Annotated in this window: 14 protein-coding genes; 4 read left to right on the top strand and 10 right to left on the bottom strand. The window is 65.9% G+C overall.

What is annotated here, in order from left to right; all coding sequences use genetic code 11:
- Positions 1–276 precede the first annotated feature (276 nt).
- Entirely contained in the window at positions 277–1,608 is a 1,332-nt protein-coding gene (locus OYT13_RS07040; protein WP_268567523.1) for an MATE family efflux transporter, read from the top strand.
- 58 nt (positions 1,609–1,666) lie between these two features.
- On the opposite strand, the gene hisN is transcribed toward OYT13_RS07040, so the two are convergent.
- Complete coding sequence (hisN, locus tag OYT13_RS07035; RefSeq protein ID WP_026131901.1) at positions 1,667–2,467, bottom strand: histidinol-phosphatase; 801 nt, start codon at positions 2,465–2,467, stop codon at positions 1,667–1,669.
- Between the two features lie 198 nt (positions 2,468–2,665).
- Here hisN and rarD point away from each other — a divergent pair, with 198 nt between their 5' ends.
- The 3 genes from rarD to OYT13_RS07020 all read left to right on the top strand — a co-directional run bounded on the left by rarD (position 2,666) and on the right by OYT13_RS07020 (position 4,663).
- Positions 2,666–3,586, top strand: coding sequence for an EamA family transporter RarD (gene rarD / locus OYT13_RS07030; protein ID WP_268567522.1), 921 nt, complete (start codon positions 2,666–2,668; stop codon positions 3,584–3,586).
- A 93-nt stretch (positions 3,587–3,679) separates the two neighbouring features.
- Positions 3,680–3,934, top strand: a complete 255-nt coding sequence (locus OYT13_RS07025) for a hypothetical protein (RefSeq protein WP_017233676.1) — start codon at positions 3,680–3,682, stop codon at positions 3,932–3,934.
- Positions 3,935–4,201: 267 nt separating this feature from the next.
- Positions 4,202–4,663, top strand: coding sequence for a universal stress protein (locus tag OYT13_RS07020; RefSeq protein ID WP_017233675.1), 462 nt, complete (start codon positions 4,202–4,204; stop codon positions 4,661–4,663).
- Positions 4,664–4,776: 113 nt separating this feature from the next.
- Here OYT13_RS07020 and OYT13_RS07015 read toward each other — a convergent pair whose 3' ends face one another.
- The 9 genes from OYT13_RS07015 to gsiD all read right to left on the bottom strand — a co-directional run bounded on the left by OYT13_RS07015 (position 4,777) and on the right by gsiD (position 14,175).
- On the bottom strand, positions 4,777–5,595 hold the full coding sequence (locus OYT13_RS07015) for a carbohydrate ABC transporter permease (RefSeq protein ID WP_268567521.1): 819 nt from the start codon (positions 5,593–5,595) through the stop codon (positions 4,777–4,779).
- Between the two features lie 62 nt (positions 5,596–5,657).
- Entirely contained in the window at positions 5,658–6,533 is an 876-nt protein-coding gene (locus OYT13_RS07010; RefSeq protein ID WP_017233673.1) for a carbohydrate ABC transporter permease, read from the bottom strand.
- A 108-nt stretch (positions 6,534–6,641) separates the two neighbouring features.
- Positions 6,642–7,946, bottom strand: coding sequence for an ABC transporter substrate-binding protein (locus tag OYT13_RS07005; RefSeq protein ID WP_268567520.1), 1,305 nt, complete (start codon positions 7,944–7,946; stop codon positions 6,642–6,644).
- A gap of 109 nt (positions 7,947–8,055) precedes the next feature.
- Complete coding sequence (locus OYT13_RS07000; RefSeq protein ID WP_261938871.1) at positions 8,056–9,243, bottom strand: ABC transporter ATP-binding protein; 1,188 nt, start codon at positions 9,241–9,243, stop codon at positions 8,056–8,058.
- 120 nt (positions 9,244–9,363) lie between these two features.
- Positions 9,364–10,233: an alpha/beta hydrolase gene (locus tag OYT13_RS06995; RefSeq protein ID WP_017233670.1), complete on the bottom strand. Its 870-nt coding sequence runs from the start codon at positions 10,231–10,233 to the stop codon at positions 9,364–9,366.
- 2 nt (positions 10,234–10,235) lie between these two features.
- Entirely contained in the window at positions 10,236–11,117 is an 882-nt protein-coding gene (locus OYT13_RS06990; RefSeq protein WP_268567519.1) for a DUF4118 domain-containing protein, read from the bottom strand.
- A 176-nt stretch (positions 11,118–11,293) separates the two neighbouring features.
- Positions 11,294–12,112 (bottom strand): M55 family metallopeptidase, encoded by an 819-nt coding sequence (locus tag OYT13_RS06985; protein WP_017233668.1) that lies wholly within the window; start codon positions 12,110–12,112, stop codon positions 11,294–11,296.
- A gap of 24 nt (positions 12,113–12,136) precedes the next feature.
- Positions 12,137–13,246, bottom strand: coding sequence for a DmpA family aminopeptidase (locus OYT13_RS06980; RefSeq protein WP_268567518.1), 1,110 nt, complete (start codon positions 13,244–13,246; stop codon positions 12,137–12,139).
- Between the two features lie 20 nt (positions 13,247–13,266).
- Positions 13,267–14,175, bottom strand: coding sequence for a glutathione ABC transporter permease GsiD (gene gsiD, locus OYT13_RS06975; protein ID WP_017233666.1), 909 nt, complete (start codon positions 14,173–14,175; stop codon positions 13,267–13,269).
- Positions 14,176–14,178 lie beyond the last annotated feature (3 nt).

Genomic DNA, 14,178 nt, shown 5'->3' with positions numbered 1-14,178 from the left:
AGGGCGAGGACGGCGAAGACGGCATATGCGGCCTTTCAAGACGAACGGAGACGTCGGGCATTGTACCGTTCGGGGATGGCACACCCCCGATCGCCGCAGCGGACGCCCATCGCCCGGACGGCTGCCAAACCTTATAATCGGCGCACTCGCAACCTGCCGCCGCTTGCGGCTTCCCGAATACCGGGTTTCGCGCCTTTCCGCTTTCCCGGATTGGCGGATTACCCGATTCCCCAATTCGATGGCGGCCGCCCTGACCGGCCTCCGCCCAGCTCACTCATGAACCCTGCCCCTGCGGCCGTCGGCCACCGGCAACTGCTTCGTCTGGCGGTGCCTATCGTGCTCGCCAATCTCACTCAGCCCCTGCTCTCGGCCGTCGACACAGCCGTGGCCGGTCATCTGCCGGGCGCCGCTTATCTGGGCGGCGTCGCCCTCGGTGCGCTGCTGTTGAACCTGCTCTTCTGGGGCTTCTCGTTCCTGCGCATGGGCACCACGGGCCTCGCGGCACAGGCGTTCGGTGCCGGCGACGCCGAGCGTCTGCGCGACACGCTCGCACGCGCGCTGACGCTGGCGTTCGCGATTGGCGCCGTGTTGCTTGTCTTTCGCGAACCGCTGGTTTCGCTGGGCGTGTCGTGGCTGGGGGGAAGCGCCCAAGTCCAATCCTTAGGACGACAATATGCAAGCATCCGCGTGCTCGCCGCGCCGCTGGCGCTCGGCAACTACGTGGTGCTCGGCTACCTGCTGGCGTGTCAACGCGTGCGGCAAGGGCTTGCCGTGCAGGTGTTCATCAATCTTGTGAACATCGTGGCGGTGTTGATCTTCGTGCGCGGCTTCGACTGGGGGGTGGCAGGTATTGCAGGGGCAACCGCGCTGGCCGATGTGCTCGGCTTTGCGCTGGGCGCCTGGCTGCTCTGGCTCGCACGTACGCCCGGCTTGCCGCCGCTGCGACTGGCCATGCTGGTTGAGCGCGGCGCCCTGTGGCGCTTGCTGCGGCTCAATCTCGATATCTTCCTGCGCACGCTGTTTCTGCAACTCGCCTTTGCCTGGTTCGCTCGCGTGGGGGCGAGACTTGGCGACGTCACGCTCGCCGCCAACGCGCTCCTGCTGAACTTCCAGACGTTCATGGCGTTCGGCCTCGACGGCTTCGCCCACGCGGCCGAAGCCCTTGTGGGCGCCTATGTCGGTGCGCGTCAGCGAGCCGCGCTGCTGCATGCCATCCGGTTGTCGCTGGGCTGGGCGCTGGGCTGCGCCGTCGCGTTTGCCCTCGTCTACGCCGTGGCGGGTGGCGCGATCATCGATGCCCTGACCGATCAGCCGGCACTGCGCACGACGGCGCGCGAATTCTTGCCCTGGGCCGTGCTCTCGCCGCTCGTGGCGGTGTGGTGTTTCCACCTCGACGGCGTCTTCATCGGCGCGACGCGTACGAGGGAACTGCTGACGTCCTCGTTGATCGGCCTGCTGGTCTTTGGCGCGGTCATGCCGTTCACGCTCGATGCCTGGGGCAATCACGGCTTGTGGGTCGCCCTCATGGCATTTCTCGCGACGCGCGGCATCGTGCTGGGGGTGTTGCTGCCGCGCATCTGGCAGAGGCTTGCGCGCCCGATCACGTAACCCACCAGCGAGGATGGCCGGCACAACGACGACCGGGCGATGACTACCGTCGACGGCCTCAGTCCGCGCGAATACACGCCAGCGCGGCGGCGTGCAGCTCGGCATTCGCGGCGGCCAGCACGCGCCCCTGCGAGGTAAGCGTAAGCGGCCGGCCCTCCCAATCGGTGATGACGCCGCCCGCCGCCTCGACCACCGGCGCCACGGCCAGATAGTCGTAGGTCTGCAATCCCGCTTCCATGACCAATTCGATGTGTCCGCTCGCCAGCAGCCCGTAGGCGTAGCAATCTCCGCCGAAGCGGCGACGGCTGACCGCCTTCGTCAGCTGCTCGAATTGCGCATACTCCGCCGCGTCGAAGATGTCGGGCGACGTCGCATAGACGGTCGCGTCGGCCAGCGTCGTCACCGGGCTGGTGGCGCACACCGCTCCGCCGAAGCGGGCCTCGCGCACGCCGCTGGCGGCGTCGTTCACGCCGATCCAGCGCTCGCCGGTCGCCGGAATGTCGATCAGGCCAACGACTGGCTGGCCGTGGTGCAACAGGGCAAGCAGCGTGCCCCACAGCGGGTGTCCCGTGATGAAGCTGCGCGTGCCGTCGATGGGATCGACCGACCAGACGAATTCCGCGTCCACGCCCTGCTTGCCGAACTCTTCGCCCCAGATGCCGTGCGACGGATAGCGCGCTGCAATCTGCGCGCGCAGCGCCGTCTCGACCTCGCGGTCCGCGATCGTGACCGGGCTCTCATCGGCCTTGTCGTCAACCGCCAGGCGCCGGCGGAACCACCCCAACGACAGCGGTCTCACAGCATCGGCCATCGAAGCGGCGAAAGCCGCATACTCGGCAACAGCGGGTACGCACGACATGCACGAATCTCCTGCAAAGATGCCGCACGCGGCGGCAATAATGGAAAACGCTCGACGAATCGCGATCATACGCGTTCGCGGGCATCGCGGACGGTTCCGCTGCCCTACGGCGGGCACGCCCCGATCTGGTGCGAATTTGCTATGCTCGCGGTCTGACCCGGGCCTCGCCCTTTCCTTGCCCCCGCTCACAGGACCCCCATGCTTTCCGGTCGCGGCGTGATGCTCTCTGTCTCGGCATCCGTCATGTTTTCCGTTATGCCGGCGCTCGTCGCGCAACTGGCGCCCCTGTCCGGGCTGGACGTCTTCGCCTGGCGCATGCTGCTCACGCTGCCCGGCACGCTCGTCATCGTGACGGCATTGCGCCGGTGGCATGTACTGCGCAGCACGCTCTCGCATGTGTTGCATCGCCCTGCGCTGCTCGGCGCCGTGCTGCTGTGCTCAGCGCTGCTGGGCATTCAGCTCTGGCTGTTCGTCTGGGCACCGCTGCAACAGCGATTGCTCGACGTCTCGCTCGGTTACTTTCTCTTGCCGCTCACGATGGTGCTCGCTGGCCGCACGTTTTATCACGAGCGTCTGAGCCGGCTGCAGACGGCGGCCGTCATCGTCGCCGCGCTGGGCGTCGCACATGAACTCTGGGTAACGCACGCCTTGTCCTGGGTCACGGCGCTCATTGTGTTCGGCTATCCGCCCTACTTCTTGCTGCGCCGCCGGCTGAGGCTCGACGCGCTCAGCGGCTTCATCATGGAAGTGCTCGCGATGACGCCGGTGGCCGTCGTCGTGCTCTGGCAGGCGTGGCCGCAAAACGTCACAGTGCTCGGCGAGCCGCGCTACTGGTTCTGGCTGCCCGCGCTCGGCCTGCTCAGCGCCAGCGCACTGGCGAGCACACTGGGTGCCGCGCGCTTGCTGCCCATCGGCCTGTATGGCATTTTCGGGTACGTGGAGCCGGTGCTGCTGTTCGCCGTGTCGATCTTCGTGCTCGGCGAGCCTTTCACGGCGCGCGGACTGTGGACGTACGTGCCCATCTGGTTCGGCGTTGCGCTCATCGTGTTCGACAGTCTGCGCACGCTGCGCCGCCAGCGACGGGTCAGTGTTGCCACGCGTGCCGACACGCCCCGTTGAGCCCGCTCGAGGCGTCGCCCCAAAGGCGGGCGGCCTTGCGCAGCAACGTCGCGGCGCCGCGCTATACTCCCGAGAGCTTATAAGACGACCTCTATGACAAATCTCGCCAAGATCGCCACGCTGCTCGCCTCGGGGCTTATGACGGTTGCGCTGTCGGCTTGCAGCTCGTCGGCCCCGCTGTTCACCTCGGACGGCCGCCCCACCCAGCAAATTCGGTGCTCGGCCAGCACTGCCGGCGACTGCGACCAGCGCGCCCGCACGCAATGCGTACAAAAGGACTACGACGTCCTCACGCGCGACGTGACGGACGGTGTCGCCCATCTCGTGATCGCCTGCCGGCCGAACTAAGTCACGCGGTCCCCAAGGCCGACCGGCGTTCCGGACGTTGAAACTCCCTTCCCCGCTCGACGCGAGTCGCCCCCGGCGGATACGCGCCGACCCGTGACATTCCGATGGATGCTTGCGTGCGGTCAAAGTCGCGTCATGTCGCGGGATGACTTTCGATGCCCGCGATGCGAGAATGAAAAATATTCCAACGAATTGTCGTGCATCGCCGTCGCGATGCCGCCCAGGCGTCAAGCCTTCACGCACTTCCCGCACATAGAGGACACCATCATGTACGAACGCATTCTGGTCTCGATCGACGGCAGCACGCCGTCGAACCGCGCCATCGATGAAGCCGTCAAGCTCGTGGCGCTCAGCCAGGGCAAGATTCGCCTGGTGTCGGTCGTTCCCTCGCTCGCCAACGCCTACGCCGCAGGCGCCTACAGCGGCTTCGTGCCGTTGGAGAGCCAGGAGTCGTTCGAGAAGGAAACCGCGGAAATTCTGGCCAAGGCACAAACCGACTTGAAGCAGCGCGGGGTCGATGCAGAGACGAACATGATTACGCTCGAAGCCGGTACCGACGAAATTGCCGACGCAGTGCTGCGCGAAGCGCAAGCGTGGAATGCCGACGTGATCGTGCTCGGCACGCACGGCCGCCGCGGCATCAACCGACTGCTGCTGGGGAGCGTTGCCGAAACGCTGCTGCGTATCACCACGCTGCCGATCCTGCTGGTCAAGGCCACCGACAAGTAAGCCTGCAAAGCCCGCAAGCGCCCGGCTTCGCCAGCGCAAGCGACACGACGGCACGCTCCCCAGCGTGCCGTTTTGCTATTGCGGTCGCGCGACGCCGCGCGCCGCCATGCCATTCATCGAATGCCGGCACGCATGAACGACTGCACGAACTGGCGCTGAAAGAGCAGAAATGCGACGAACAGCGGCGCGGCGGTCATCAGCGTCGCGGCCGTGATCATCGTCCAGTCGATGCCCTGATCGGTCGACGCAAACACCTGCAGGCCGACCGTGAGCGGACGTGTCTCGACGGAGTTCGTGACGATGAGCGGCCACAGGAAGTTGTTCCAATGGTGACTGATCGACACCAGCGCGTAGGCGACATACACCGGGCGGGCGAGCGGCACATACACGCGCCAGAGCACCTGCCAAGCGTTGGCGCCTTCCACGCGCGCCGCGTCGTCCAATTCGTGCGGCACGGTCTTGAACGCCTGACGCAACAGAAAAATGCCGAACGCCGACGCGAAGTACGGCAACGCAATGCCGAAGATCGTGTCGCGCAGTCCCATCCAGGCGATCGTGCGATAGTTCTCGACGATCAGCACGTCGGGCATGACCATCAGTTGGAGCAGCACGACCATGAACGCCACCTCGCTGCCGCGAAACGTGAAGCGGGCAAACGCATAGGCGGCCAGCGTGCCCAGCACGAGTTGCGCCGCCAGGATCACCGTCACCAGAACGAAGGTATTGACAAGATAGCGCCCAAACGGGGCAGCCTGCCATGCGTGCACGAAATTCGCGAGCGTGAGCGGCGCGCTCATGGAGAAGTGCGTGGCGTAGGCCGACGGATGGAACGCGCTCCACAGCGCATAGAGCAGCGGCAGCAGCCACAGCAGGCCGAGCAGCCATGCACCGACGACGTCGAGCGGCGTCGTGTGACCGGTTGCGGAAAACACCGCAAGCGCGGCGCCTGGCCTTGTGGGCCGGCGGGGGCGTGTGTTCGGGCGGGCAGAGGTCGTCATTGATAATGCGTGCGTGAGTCGAGCAGACGGAATTTCACGAAGGCGACGACGGCGAGCAGCGTGAGCAGGACCACGGTGAGCGCTGCCGCGTATGAGGTATCCCAGAAACTGAAGGCCACCTGATAGATGTAGTACAGGAGCAGTTGCGTGGCGTTATCGGGTCCGCCGCGCGTCATCACGATAATGTGATCGACGAGACGGAACGCGTTGATAACGGCATTGATCACCACGAACACGGTCGTGGGCATGAGCAACGGCCACTGAACGCGGCGAAAGAACTGCCAGCGCGAGGCGCCTTCGAGCGCCGCCGCCTCGGCAAGGGTGGGCGAAATCTGTTGCAGTGCGGCCAGGTAAAAGATCATGAAGAACCCGGCCTCTTTCCAGATCGTCACGACCATCAGCGCCGGGAGTGCGGTGTCGGGTTGCCCGAGCCAGTTGTGATCGCCCCACCCGAGTGCCTGCGAAATCTGCGCGATGAGACCGTACTGCGGCGTGTAGAAGAACAGCCAGATGTTCGCCACGGCGATCATCGGCAAAATCGCGGGCGTGAAGTAGGCGAGGCGCAATAACGTGCGCCCCGGCACCTGCCGGTGCACCCACAGCGCCATGGCGATCGCGAGCGCAATCGCAACGGGCACGGTGACCAGCGCGAACAGGAGGTTGTTGCGCAGCGCCTGCCAGAAGACGGGGTCGTCGATCAGAAGCCGATAATTCTCGGTGCCGACAAAGACAGACGGCATCCCGGCGCGACCCGTCGAGAAAAAGCTGTGCCACAGCGTGGCGACGGCCGGATAGTGGGTGAAGGCGACGAGCAGCACCAGCGCCGGAGACAACAGCAGCCAGGGCACCCACGAAGCAGAGGAGCGATTCATCGACGGTCCATCGATTCAACAGGCGAGGCCGTGAAGATCGCGATCGCCGCGACGTTCAGGGCCCCGCATTTCAACGAGACTGACAGCGAAGTCGGGCGAGCGCCAGACTCATCGAGCGTACGGACGCAGGATGCGATCCGCTTCACGTTGCGCGTCGTCCAGCGCCTGCTTGGGCAACTTGGTGCCGGTGAGCGCCGCTTGCAGGGCGTCGTTCAGGGCCTTCGTCACGCGCTGGTTGTCGTGCGTCGAGAACTCGGCCACGCTCACCGCGAGCTGATCGCGTGCCACGGCCGCAGCAGGCACCTTCTGCACATATTGCTTCATCGCCGGGGTTTCCCACGCCGCCGGCGTCACGGCCACGTAGCCCGTGTCGATACCGAACTGCGCCGCACGCTCAGGCGAAGTGGCCCACTTGATGAACGTCATCGCCGCCTGCTTTTCTTCCGGCGAGGTCTTCTTGAACACATAGAAGTTGCCGCCGCCCGTCGGACTGCCGCCGCGCACCTTGGCCGGCATCTTGCCGACACCGAACGGGAACGTGGCGTTGGTCCGGATGTTGGTCAGGTTGCCGGTGGTCGTGTAGATGATGGCCGCCTTCTTCTCGAGGAAGTCCTTCGGCGTGGTGCCCCATTCGATCGCCCCCGTCGGCATCGCCTTGTACTTCGTCGCGAGATCGACCCAGTATTGCAACGACTCGACGGCCTGCGGCGCGTTCAGGAACGTTTTGGTTCCCGACGGATTCATCAGTTCGATACCCGCCGGCGTGGTGAACGCCTGGAACAGCCAATACGGGAAGCCCACGGACGGCACCTTGATACCCCATTGCGTCACGTTGCCCGATGCGTCGCGCCTGGTGAGCTTCTGCGCGTCGCTGGCCAGTTCGGCCCAGTTCGCCGGCGCGCGGTCCGGGTCGAGACCCGCCTCACGGAACATGTCCTTGTTCCAGTACATGACGATGGTCGAGCGCTGGAACGGCACACCCCACGTGTGGCCGTTGACGCGCGAGTTCAACATCAGCGCCGGGTAGAAGCCGTCGAGCCACTGCTTGTCGGCCGGCGTGTTGGCGATGCTGTCGATGGGCACCACCGCGTCTTCGTCGATCAACGTGAACACGTCGGCGGCAGCGAGCACAGCCAGTTGCGGCGGCGTGCCCGCCTTCGCGGCCGTCAGGGCCTTGACGACGGAATCCTGGTAAGTCCCGGCATACACCGGCTTGACCCTGATGTTCGGATGATCCTTTTCGAAGTCGGCCACCAGATCGTTGATGATCTTCGTCACCGGACCGCCGACGGCCACCGGGTAATAGAACGTGAGTTCCACCGGCTTCGTCTGCGCGATGGCCGAGCCGCTCAGGCCACCCAATGCCAGTGCTGCCAAACTGGCCGAAAACGTTTTCAGAATCGTGCGTCGCATATCGTTTGGTTCCCCATGTAAGCGTTGTGGTGATGTGACAGGTTGTCGATGCAGGGCCGCTGTCGCGCTGCACCGAGCCGATGCGTCAGGCCCAGTGGCCGCCCTCGCGTCAGACGTGTTGTTCTGGGTTTTGCAACATCACTGTGGCCCCCGGAAGCGGCCGCGCCGGTGCATGCGCGGCCTCCGGTGCAACGACAGACCCGGCAGCGTCGATCGCCACACGGCCCGCTGCGCCCGTCACGAGGCGTTCCCCGGAGGTCGCGTCGAACAGATGCTGGTCGGTCGCCGCCCATTGCAGACCGATGGCGTCGCCCACGGCGAACGGCCGATGGCCGGGCACCCGCGTGGTGATCGTGCCTGCGTCGCCAAGCGTGCAAGCAACGAGCGTGTCCGCGCCCAGATATTCGATAGCGCTCACTCGGGCGAGCACTGCGCCCAGCGACGTCGGCGGAACCGCGCGCACATGCTCCGGGCGCAGGCCGAGCAGCGCGGCGTTGCGCGCACCGGCCGCCACCAGCGCCGGGCCGGACTGTCCGGCGGGCACCAGAGCGTCGCCATGGCGGACGAGACGCAACAACTGCATCGGCGGCGTGCCGATGAAGCTCGCGGCAAAGCGCGTCGCGGGGGTGGCGTAGAGCGTGTGCGGGGCACCGCACTGCTCGATGCGGCCCTCTCGCAGCAGCACGACCTGATCGGCCATGCTCATCGCTTCGGTTTGATCGTGGGTCACGTAGACAAGCGTCATGCCGAGCTGCTGCTGCAGCGCCCGGATTTCGCGACGCATTTCCTGACGCAGTTGGGCGTCGAGATTCGAGAGGGGTTCGTCCATCAGACACACAGACGTCTCGGCAATCACCGCTCGGCCCAGCGCCACACGCTGCTGCTGACCGCCCGAGAGTTGCGACGGCTTGCGCTCCAGGTACGGCGCCAGCCCGAGCAGCGACGCCACACGCGCCAGACGCTGCGGATACTCGCGCGCCGGTTCGCCGCGCACGCGAAGCCCGAACAACAGGTTTTCGCGCACCGAGAGATGCGGGAAGAGCGCGTACGACTGGAACACCATCGAGAGCTTGCGACGCGCAGGTGGCAGCGCGGTCACATCGGCGCCGCCAAGCAGAATGCGCCCGGCGCTCGGCGTATCGAGACCTGCGATCATGCGCAGCAGCGTCGACTTACCGCAGCCGGACGGGCCCAGCAGCACCACCAGCGAGCCGGCTTCGGCGGTGAAACTCACACCGTCGAGCGCACGTGTATTGCCCCACTGCTTGCAGACGGATTCGATGATGAGCGAGGACATGGCCGGATGAGCGCAGCGCCACCCGCAACTAACGCGGGTGGCCGTATCGGAAAACCACGACCATAACCGCCCATCGATGGCAGTTTGATGACATCACGCGCCGGCCTTCGGCGCGTGATGTCAGGCGGCGGACTGCCGGCGCTTGGCGCGCAGCAGCGCCTTCGAGATGATGCGCGTCTCGGACGTGGCGGCGCCGGTACGGCGCGCCACGGCGTCGCGGAAGAAGCGGCGCGTCTCGTCAGCAACGGTTTCACGCTCGTTGTCCATCGTCAGAATGTGATAGCTCTCGCCGAGCAGGCACTTCTGTTTCACCTTGGACGACACCCCGTCGTAGACGATGCGCGCGTTGTGCGGGCTCGACGTGTCGTCGTCCACCGCGTGAATGACGAGGCAATCCGCCGTCACCCGAGCCAGACGCGCGCGCACGTGCGCGGCAAGCCGCCGCGCGTGATACAGGTGCGCGAGGGGCAGCGACGCCGCGCCGATTTCGGACGCATCGTGCAGCGACATCGACTTCGCTACGCGTGCGCGCAGCACTTCGTTCTTCAGGCCGAACGGCGCGCGCTCGCGATAGCGATAGTAGTGGCGCAACGGCGTATGGAAGCCCAGATCGATGAGCGGGTAATACCACGGGATGGTCCAGCCGTCGTACACGAGGGTGACGGAGAGCAGCGAGAGCGCTGTCACATCGGGTTCCTCCTCCGCGACGGCCAGGCTCAACGTGGCGCCGATACACAAACCGCACAGCGACACCATCGCGTGCGTCGCCCGCAGTTCACGATACTTCGCCCGCGCGGCGGCAATCCAGGCGCGCCAGTCCGAGCATGGCCCGCCGAGTCCGTAGCCTTCGATGTGTGGCACCCAGACGGTGTAGCCCTCGCGATGCAACGCCTTCGCCACCGGACGCATTTCGAGCGGCGTGCTCGACAGCCCCGGCAGCATCAGCACTGCGTGCTCGCCGCCTTTGTAGAAAATATCGTCCTGGAACATGGTCAAATCCCGCCGGAGACGACGGGCGTCTCGGTGACAGCGTGCGCCGTGGCTGCCGGTGTGAGCGTCTGCGGCGGCGCGACCGGACGCACCGTCGGCCCCGCATGCAAGCGCAAAATCACGTACGTGCCAACGTGCGCACGGAAATACTGCAATTCGCAATGGCACATCTCGTAGCCGCCGTCGCGCGTGCGGATGCGCAGATTGTGCGCGCCATGATGGGGGCGCTCGCCATCGACGGCAAACAGCCCCGCCGTACGCTGTGCGTCCTCTGGATGCAGCAGCGCGCGCAGCCCCTCGCGCTTGACGACGTCGGGCGCGACCCCCGTCGCGCGGCGGAAATGCTCGTCGATGAACTCGTAACGCGTGGCCGGATTGGACAGATAGAAGATCGTATCGAGGTGCTTCGTCAGATACGTCATCAGCGCATTGCCCAGTTGTACCGAGTCGGACAGGAGCATGCGCTCGTTTTCGGCGCGCAGCAGCATCTCATAGCGTGTCTGCGCGACCTCGCCGATCAGCTCGGCGCGATACTGGGCACGGCGCAAACGCTCGATCAGCACGACGGCAAGCGGCGTAATCAACAGAAAGCCGGAGACGATCAGCACATCGCGCCGGTCAAACTGGGCGATGTCGCGAAACGGCGGCACGAAGAAGAAGTCGAAAATCGGGATGCTGATGATCATGGCCATGATCGCCGGCCCCAATCCCCAGGTGAATTCGACAATGATGACGGCGCAGGTAAAGAAGATGCCCGGCATCGAGTGATCGAGCACCGGGTGCAGCAGGCTGCGCACGAGAAACGCGGCAAAAACCACGAGCAACGCCCCGACGTAGCGCTTCGCGCCGGGTTCCGCCCACCGTCGGGCGTTTCTGATATCCATGATGCCTCGCCCGGCCCCGCCGGTGCTCAATAATCCAGGGGGCGACCGATAACACGGCGCCGCCGTTACGAAATATTACGGATTATCGCATGCCAGGCATTGACATTTCGTGACGGCTAACCCTAGTTCAGTAGCGCCTTAACAACATGGGACGGGGGGCGGCGCCCAAACGGCACTCAGCGCAACATGAACGACATCGCCGAGAGGCAGTTCAGTACCCGAACCGCCGCCTCGACGCTTGGCGCGACGAATTGCAGCGTCACGCCGTCGACGCGCTCGAGCGTCGGCCACTGGCAGAAGAGGTCGGCCAGCGCGGGGGTCTGTGCCTGCAGGCGCACCTCGACGGGCGTCTCGACCCGGTAGGCATGCCACGTGCGCGGGTCCGCGAGCGATGCCTTGGCGGCGTCGCGGATCAGGTCGCACGACTGGCTCGGGTTGAGCGTCATGCCACTGCCCTGTCCCCAGGCGGCCTTCGTCTGCACGTAATGCGCATGGGGGAAGATCAGTTGCGTCTCTTCGCAGAAGACGTCGTCGCCGCTGGCCATGACCATCGGCACACCGCGCTCGCCGGCGAGCGCGCCGTACAACATGGCCTCGCTCGCTTCCTCCCCCGCCAGCCACACGCGCGCGAAGGCGAAGCTGTTGATCGTATGCGCCAGGATCCCGGCACTCTGCGATCGGCTGTGGTAGCCGATCATGAAGAGCGCATCGCAACCGGCCTCCACCCCCGCCACCATGCCAAGATAGCGCGGCTTGCCCAGCACGAGACGGGCGCGCGGATCGAGTTCGTCCGGCAGCAGGTTGCGAAAGCCGCCGTGCGAATCGTTGACCATCACTTCGGTCGCGCCGCCGGCAAACGCGCCTTCGACCGCCGCATTGGCCTCGTGCGTCATCCAGCGGCGCGCGCGTTCGTATTCGCCATTGCCCGCCCGGGTCTGTTCGGCGTGGAAGACGCCCGCGACGCCTTCGATATCGGTGGAGATCAGAATTCGCATGATGTCGGCTCTGTCGTGAAAGGCTTACAGCGAGGCCCAGTCGGGCAGCACGTCGGCGAGGGCACGGCGCACGTGCGCATCGCGCCCGAGCACCGACTCGGCCGCAAAGAGCGCGTGCAGGATCGCCTGCTCGGTGGCGTCCGCCGTGGCTTGGAAAATCGGATCGAGCAAGGCGTCCGGCACAAGCGCGGCGGGGGCAACGCGGCCCGTCGCGTCATGCGACACCGTATAGCCTGTGGTGAAGGCGAGTGCGACATCGCCGCTGCCGTGACCGTACACGGACCCCGTGCGCGCCAGGCCGGCACCGGTACGCGTGGCGACCCGGCGCAATTGGCGCGCATCGAGCGGCGCGTCGGTGGCCACCAGCATGATGATGGAGCCGCGCTCCGGCGCCGCGCTCAGCGCCGGCTGCGCCAGACGCGCATCGAGCACCGGCCCGACATGGCGGCCGGCGATCGTCAGTTGCGACGGACGGCCGAAGTTCGACAGCACGAGCACGCCGACGGTAAAGGTCGCCCCAGCCGTCTCGAGCATGCGCGACGCGGAGCCGACACCGCCCTTGAGGCCGAAGCTCGACATGCCGCGCCCCGCGCCGACCGCGCCTTGCGCGACACCGCGCGACGCGCTCGCCAGCGCCTGCGCATAGTGCGCCTCGGTCACGGCAAACGCCTGCATATCGTTGAGATAACCGTCGTTGCATTCGAGCACCGTCGGATTCAGCGATGGGCTGCCACGGCCGATGTCCGGATTCGCCGCGATCGCCGCGCGCAACTGGCCAAGCACCACGTGACTGACGGAAAACGTGTTGGTGAGCGCCACCGGCGCCTCGAGCACGCCGAGTTCGTCGATCTGCATCAAGCCGACGCTCTTGCCGAACCCGTTGATGACGGCCGCGGCCGCCGGAATCTTGTCGCGGAACGGATCCCAGCCGGCGTCGGGCACTTCCGCGGCGGCTGCGTTGGCGGGCGTCGGGCACACCACTGTCACGCCGGTCTGCACCGGGCCTTGCGCGAGCGTGGCATGACCGACGTACACGCCCGGCACGTCTGTGATCGCATGGCGCGACCCGGCCGGCAGATGCCCCACGTAGGGCGCACCGAACAAGGCTTCGCGCGGGTCCGTCGACGGTATCATGCGGCGCTCCTGCGCAGACATCAATGCCGGTCGAGCTTCGGATCGAGCGCGTCGCGCAGGCCGTCGCCCAGCAGGTTGAACGCGAGCACGGTCAGAAAAATGGCCAGGCTCGGGAAGATGGCAATGTGGGGGGCGTTGACCATGTCCGCGCGGGCTTCGTTGAGCATGGCCCCCCACTCCGGCGTAGGAGGTTGCGCCCCCAGCCCCAGGAACGACAGACTCGCGGCGGTGATGATCGACGTGCCGATACGCATCGAGAAATACACGACGATGGACGACACCGTGCCCGGCAGGATGTGCCGCATGATGATCGTCCAGTCCGACGCCCCGATGGAGCGCGCCGCTTCGATATACGTCAGATGTTTGAGCACCAGCGTGTTACCGCGCACGAGCCGCGCGAAGGCCGGGATCGAGAAGATGGCGACGGCGACGATCACGTTGATCATGCCGTTTCCCAACACGGCCACCACGCCGATGGCGAGCAGAATGCCCGGGAACGCGAAGAGCACGTCGGAAATGCGCATGACGATGCGATCCCACCAGCCTTCGTAATAGCCCGCGAGCAGCCCGAGCACCGTGCCGATCACCGCACCGAGGGCAACCGAGCCGAACCCGGCGGCCAGCGAAATCCGTGTGCCCGCCAGCACGCGGCTGAAGATGTCGCGCCCCAGCGAGTCGACACCGAACCAATGCGTCGCCGACGGCCCGGCGTTCAGGGCGTCGTAGTCGAAATAATTCTCCGGATCGAACGGCACGAGGTGCGGCGCGAGAATCGCGATGATGACGAGGGCGAGCACAAACGCCCCGGCGACCATGGCGATGTGCTGCTTCTTGAACTTGCGCCAGAACTCACGCCACGGCGTGCGCACGCGCGTTTGGCTGGCGGAGGCCGCGGCGTTGGCGGTAGTAGTCGGTTGACCCGCGTTCATGGT

The sequence above is a fragment of the Pandoraea sp. XJJ-1 genome, from assembly GCF_026802345.1.
GTDB lineage: Bacteria > Pseudomonadota > Gammaproteobacteria > Burkholderiales > Burkholderiaceae > Pandoraea > Pandoraea cepalis.
This window is presented reverse-complemented; position numbering and strand designations above follow the sequence as displayed.

Excerpts from the sequence above, each read along its gene's own strand:
- OYT13_RS07000 (WP_261938871.1), bottom strand. The coding sequence starts at position 9,243 with ATGTCCTCGCTCATCATCGAATCCGTCTGCAAGCAGTGGGGCAATACA.
- OYT13_RS07010 (WP_017233673.1), bottom strand. The coding sequence starts at position 6,533 with ATGAATCGCTCCTCTGCTTCGTGGGTGCCCTGGCTGCTGTTGTCTCCG.
- OYT13_RS07040 (WP_268567523.1), top strand. The coding sequence starts at position 277 with ATGAACCCTGCCCCTGCGGCCGTCGGCCACCGGCAACTGCTTCGTCTG.
- OYT13_RS06995 (WP_017233670.1), bottom strand. The coding sequence starts at position 10,233 with ATGTTCCAGGACGATATTTTCTACAAAGGCGGCGAGCACGCAGTGCTG.
- hisN (WP_026131901.1), bottom strand. The coding sequence starts at position 2,467 with ATGTCGTGCGTACCCGCTGTTGCCGAGTATGCGGCTTTCGCCGCTTCG.
- gsiD (WP_017233666.1), bottom strand. The coding sequence starts at position 14,175 with ATGAACGCGGGTCAACCGACTACTACCGCCAACGCCGCGGCCTCCGCC.
- OYT13_RS06980 (WP_268567518.1), bottom strand. The coding sequence starts at position 13,246 with ATGATACCGTCGACGGACCCGCGCGAAGCCTTGTTCGGTGCGCCCTAC.
- OYT13_RS06990 (WP_268567519.1), bottom strand. The coding sequence starts at position 11,117 with ATGGATATCAGAAACGCCCGACGGTGGGCGGAACCCGGCGCGAAGCGC.
- OYT13_RS06985 (WP_017233668.1), bottom strand. The coding sequence starts at position 12,112 with ATGCGAATTCTGATCTCCACCGATATCGAAGGCGTCGCGGGCGTCTTC.
- OYT13_RS07005 (WP_268567520.1), bottom strand. The coding sequence starts at position 7,946 with ATGCGACGCACGATTCTGAAAACGTTTTCGGCCAGTTTGGCAGCACTG.
- rarD (WP_268567522.1), top strand. The coding sequence starts at position 2,666 with ATGCTTTCCGGTCGCGGCGTGATGCTCTCTGTCTCGGCATCCGTCATG.
- OYT13_RS07025 (WP_017233676.1), top strand. The coding sequence starts at position 3,680 with ATGACAAATCTCGCCAAGATCGCCACGCTGCTCGCCTCGGGGCTTATG.
- OYT13_RS07020 (WP_017233675.1), top strand. The coding sequence starts at position 4,202 with ATGTACGAACGCATTCTGGTCTCGATCGACGGCAGCACGCCGTCGAAC.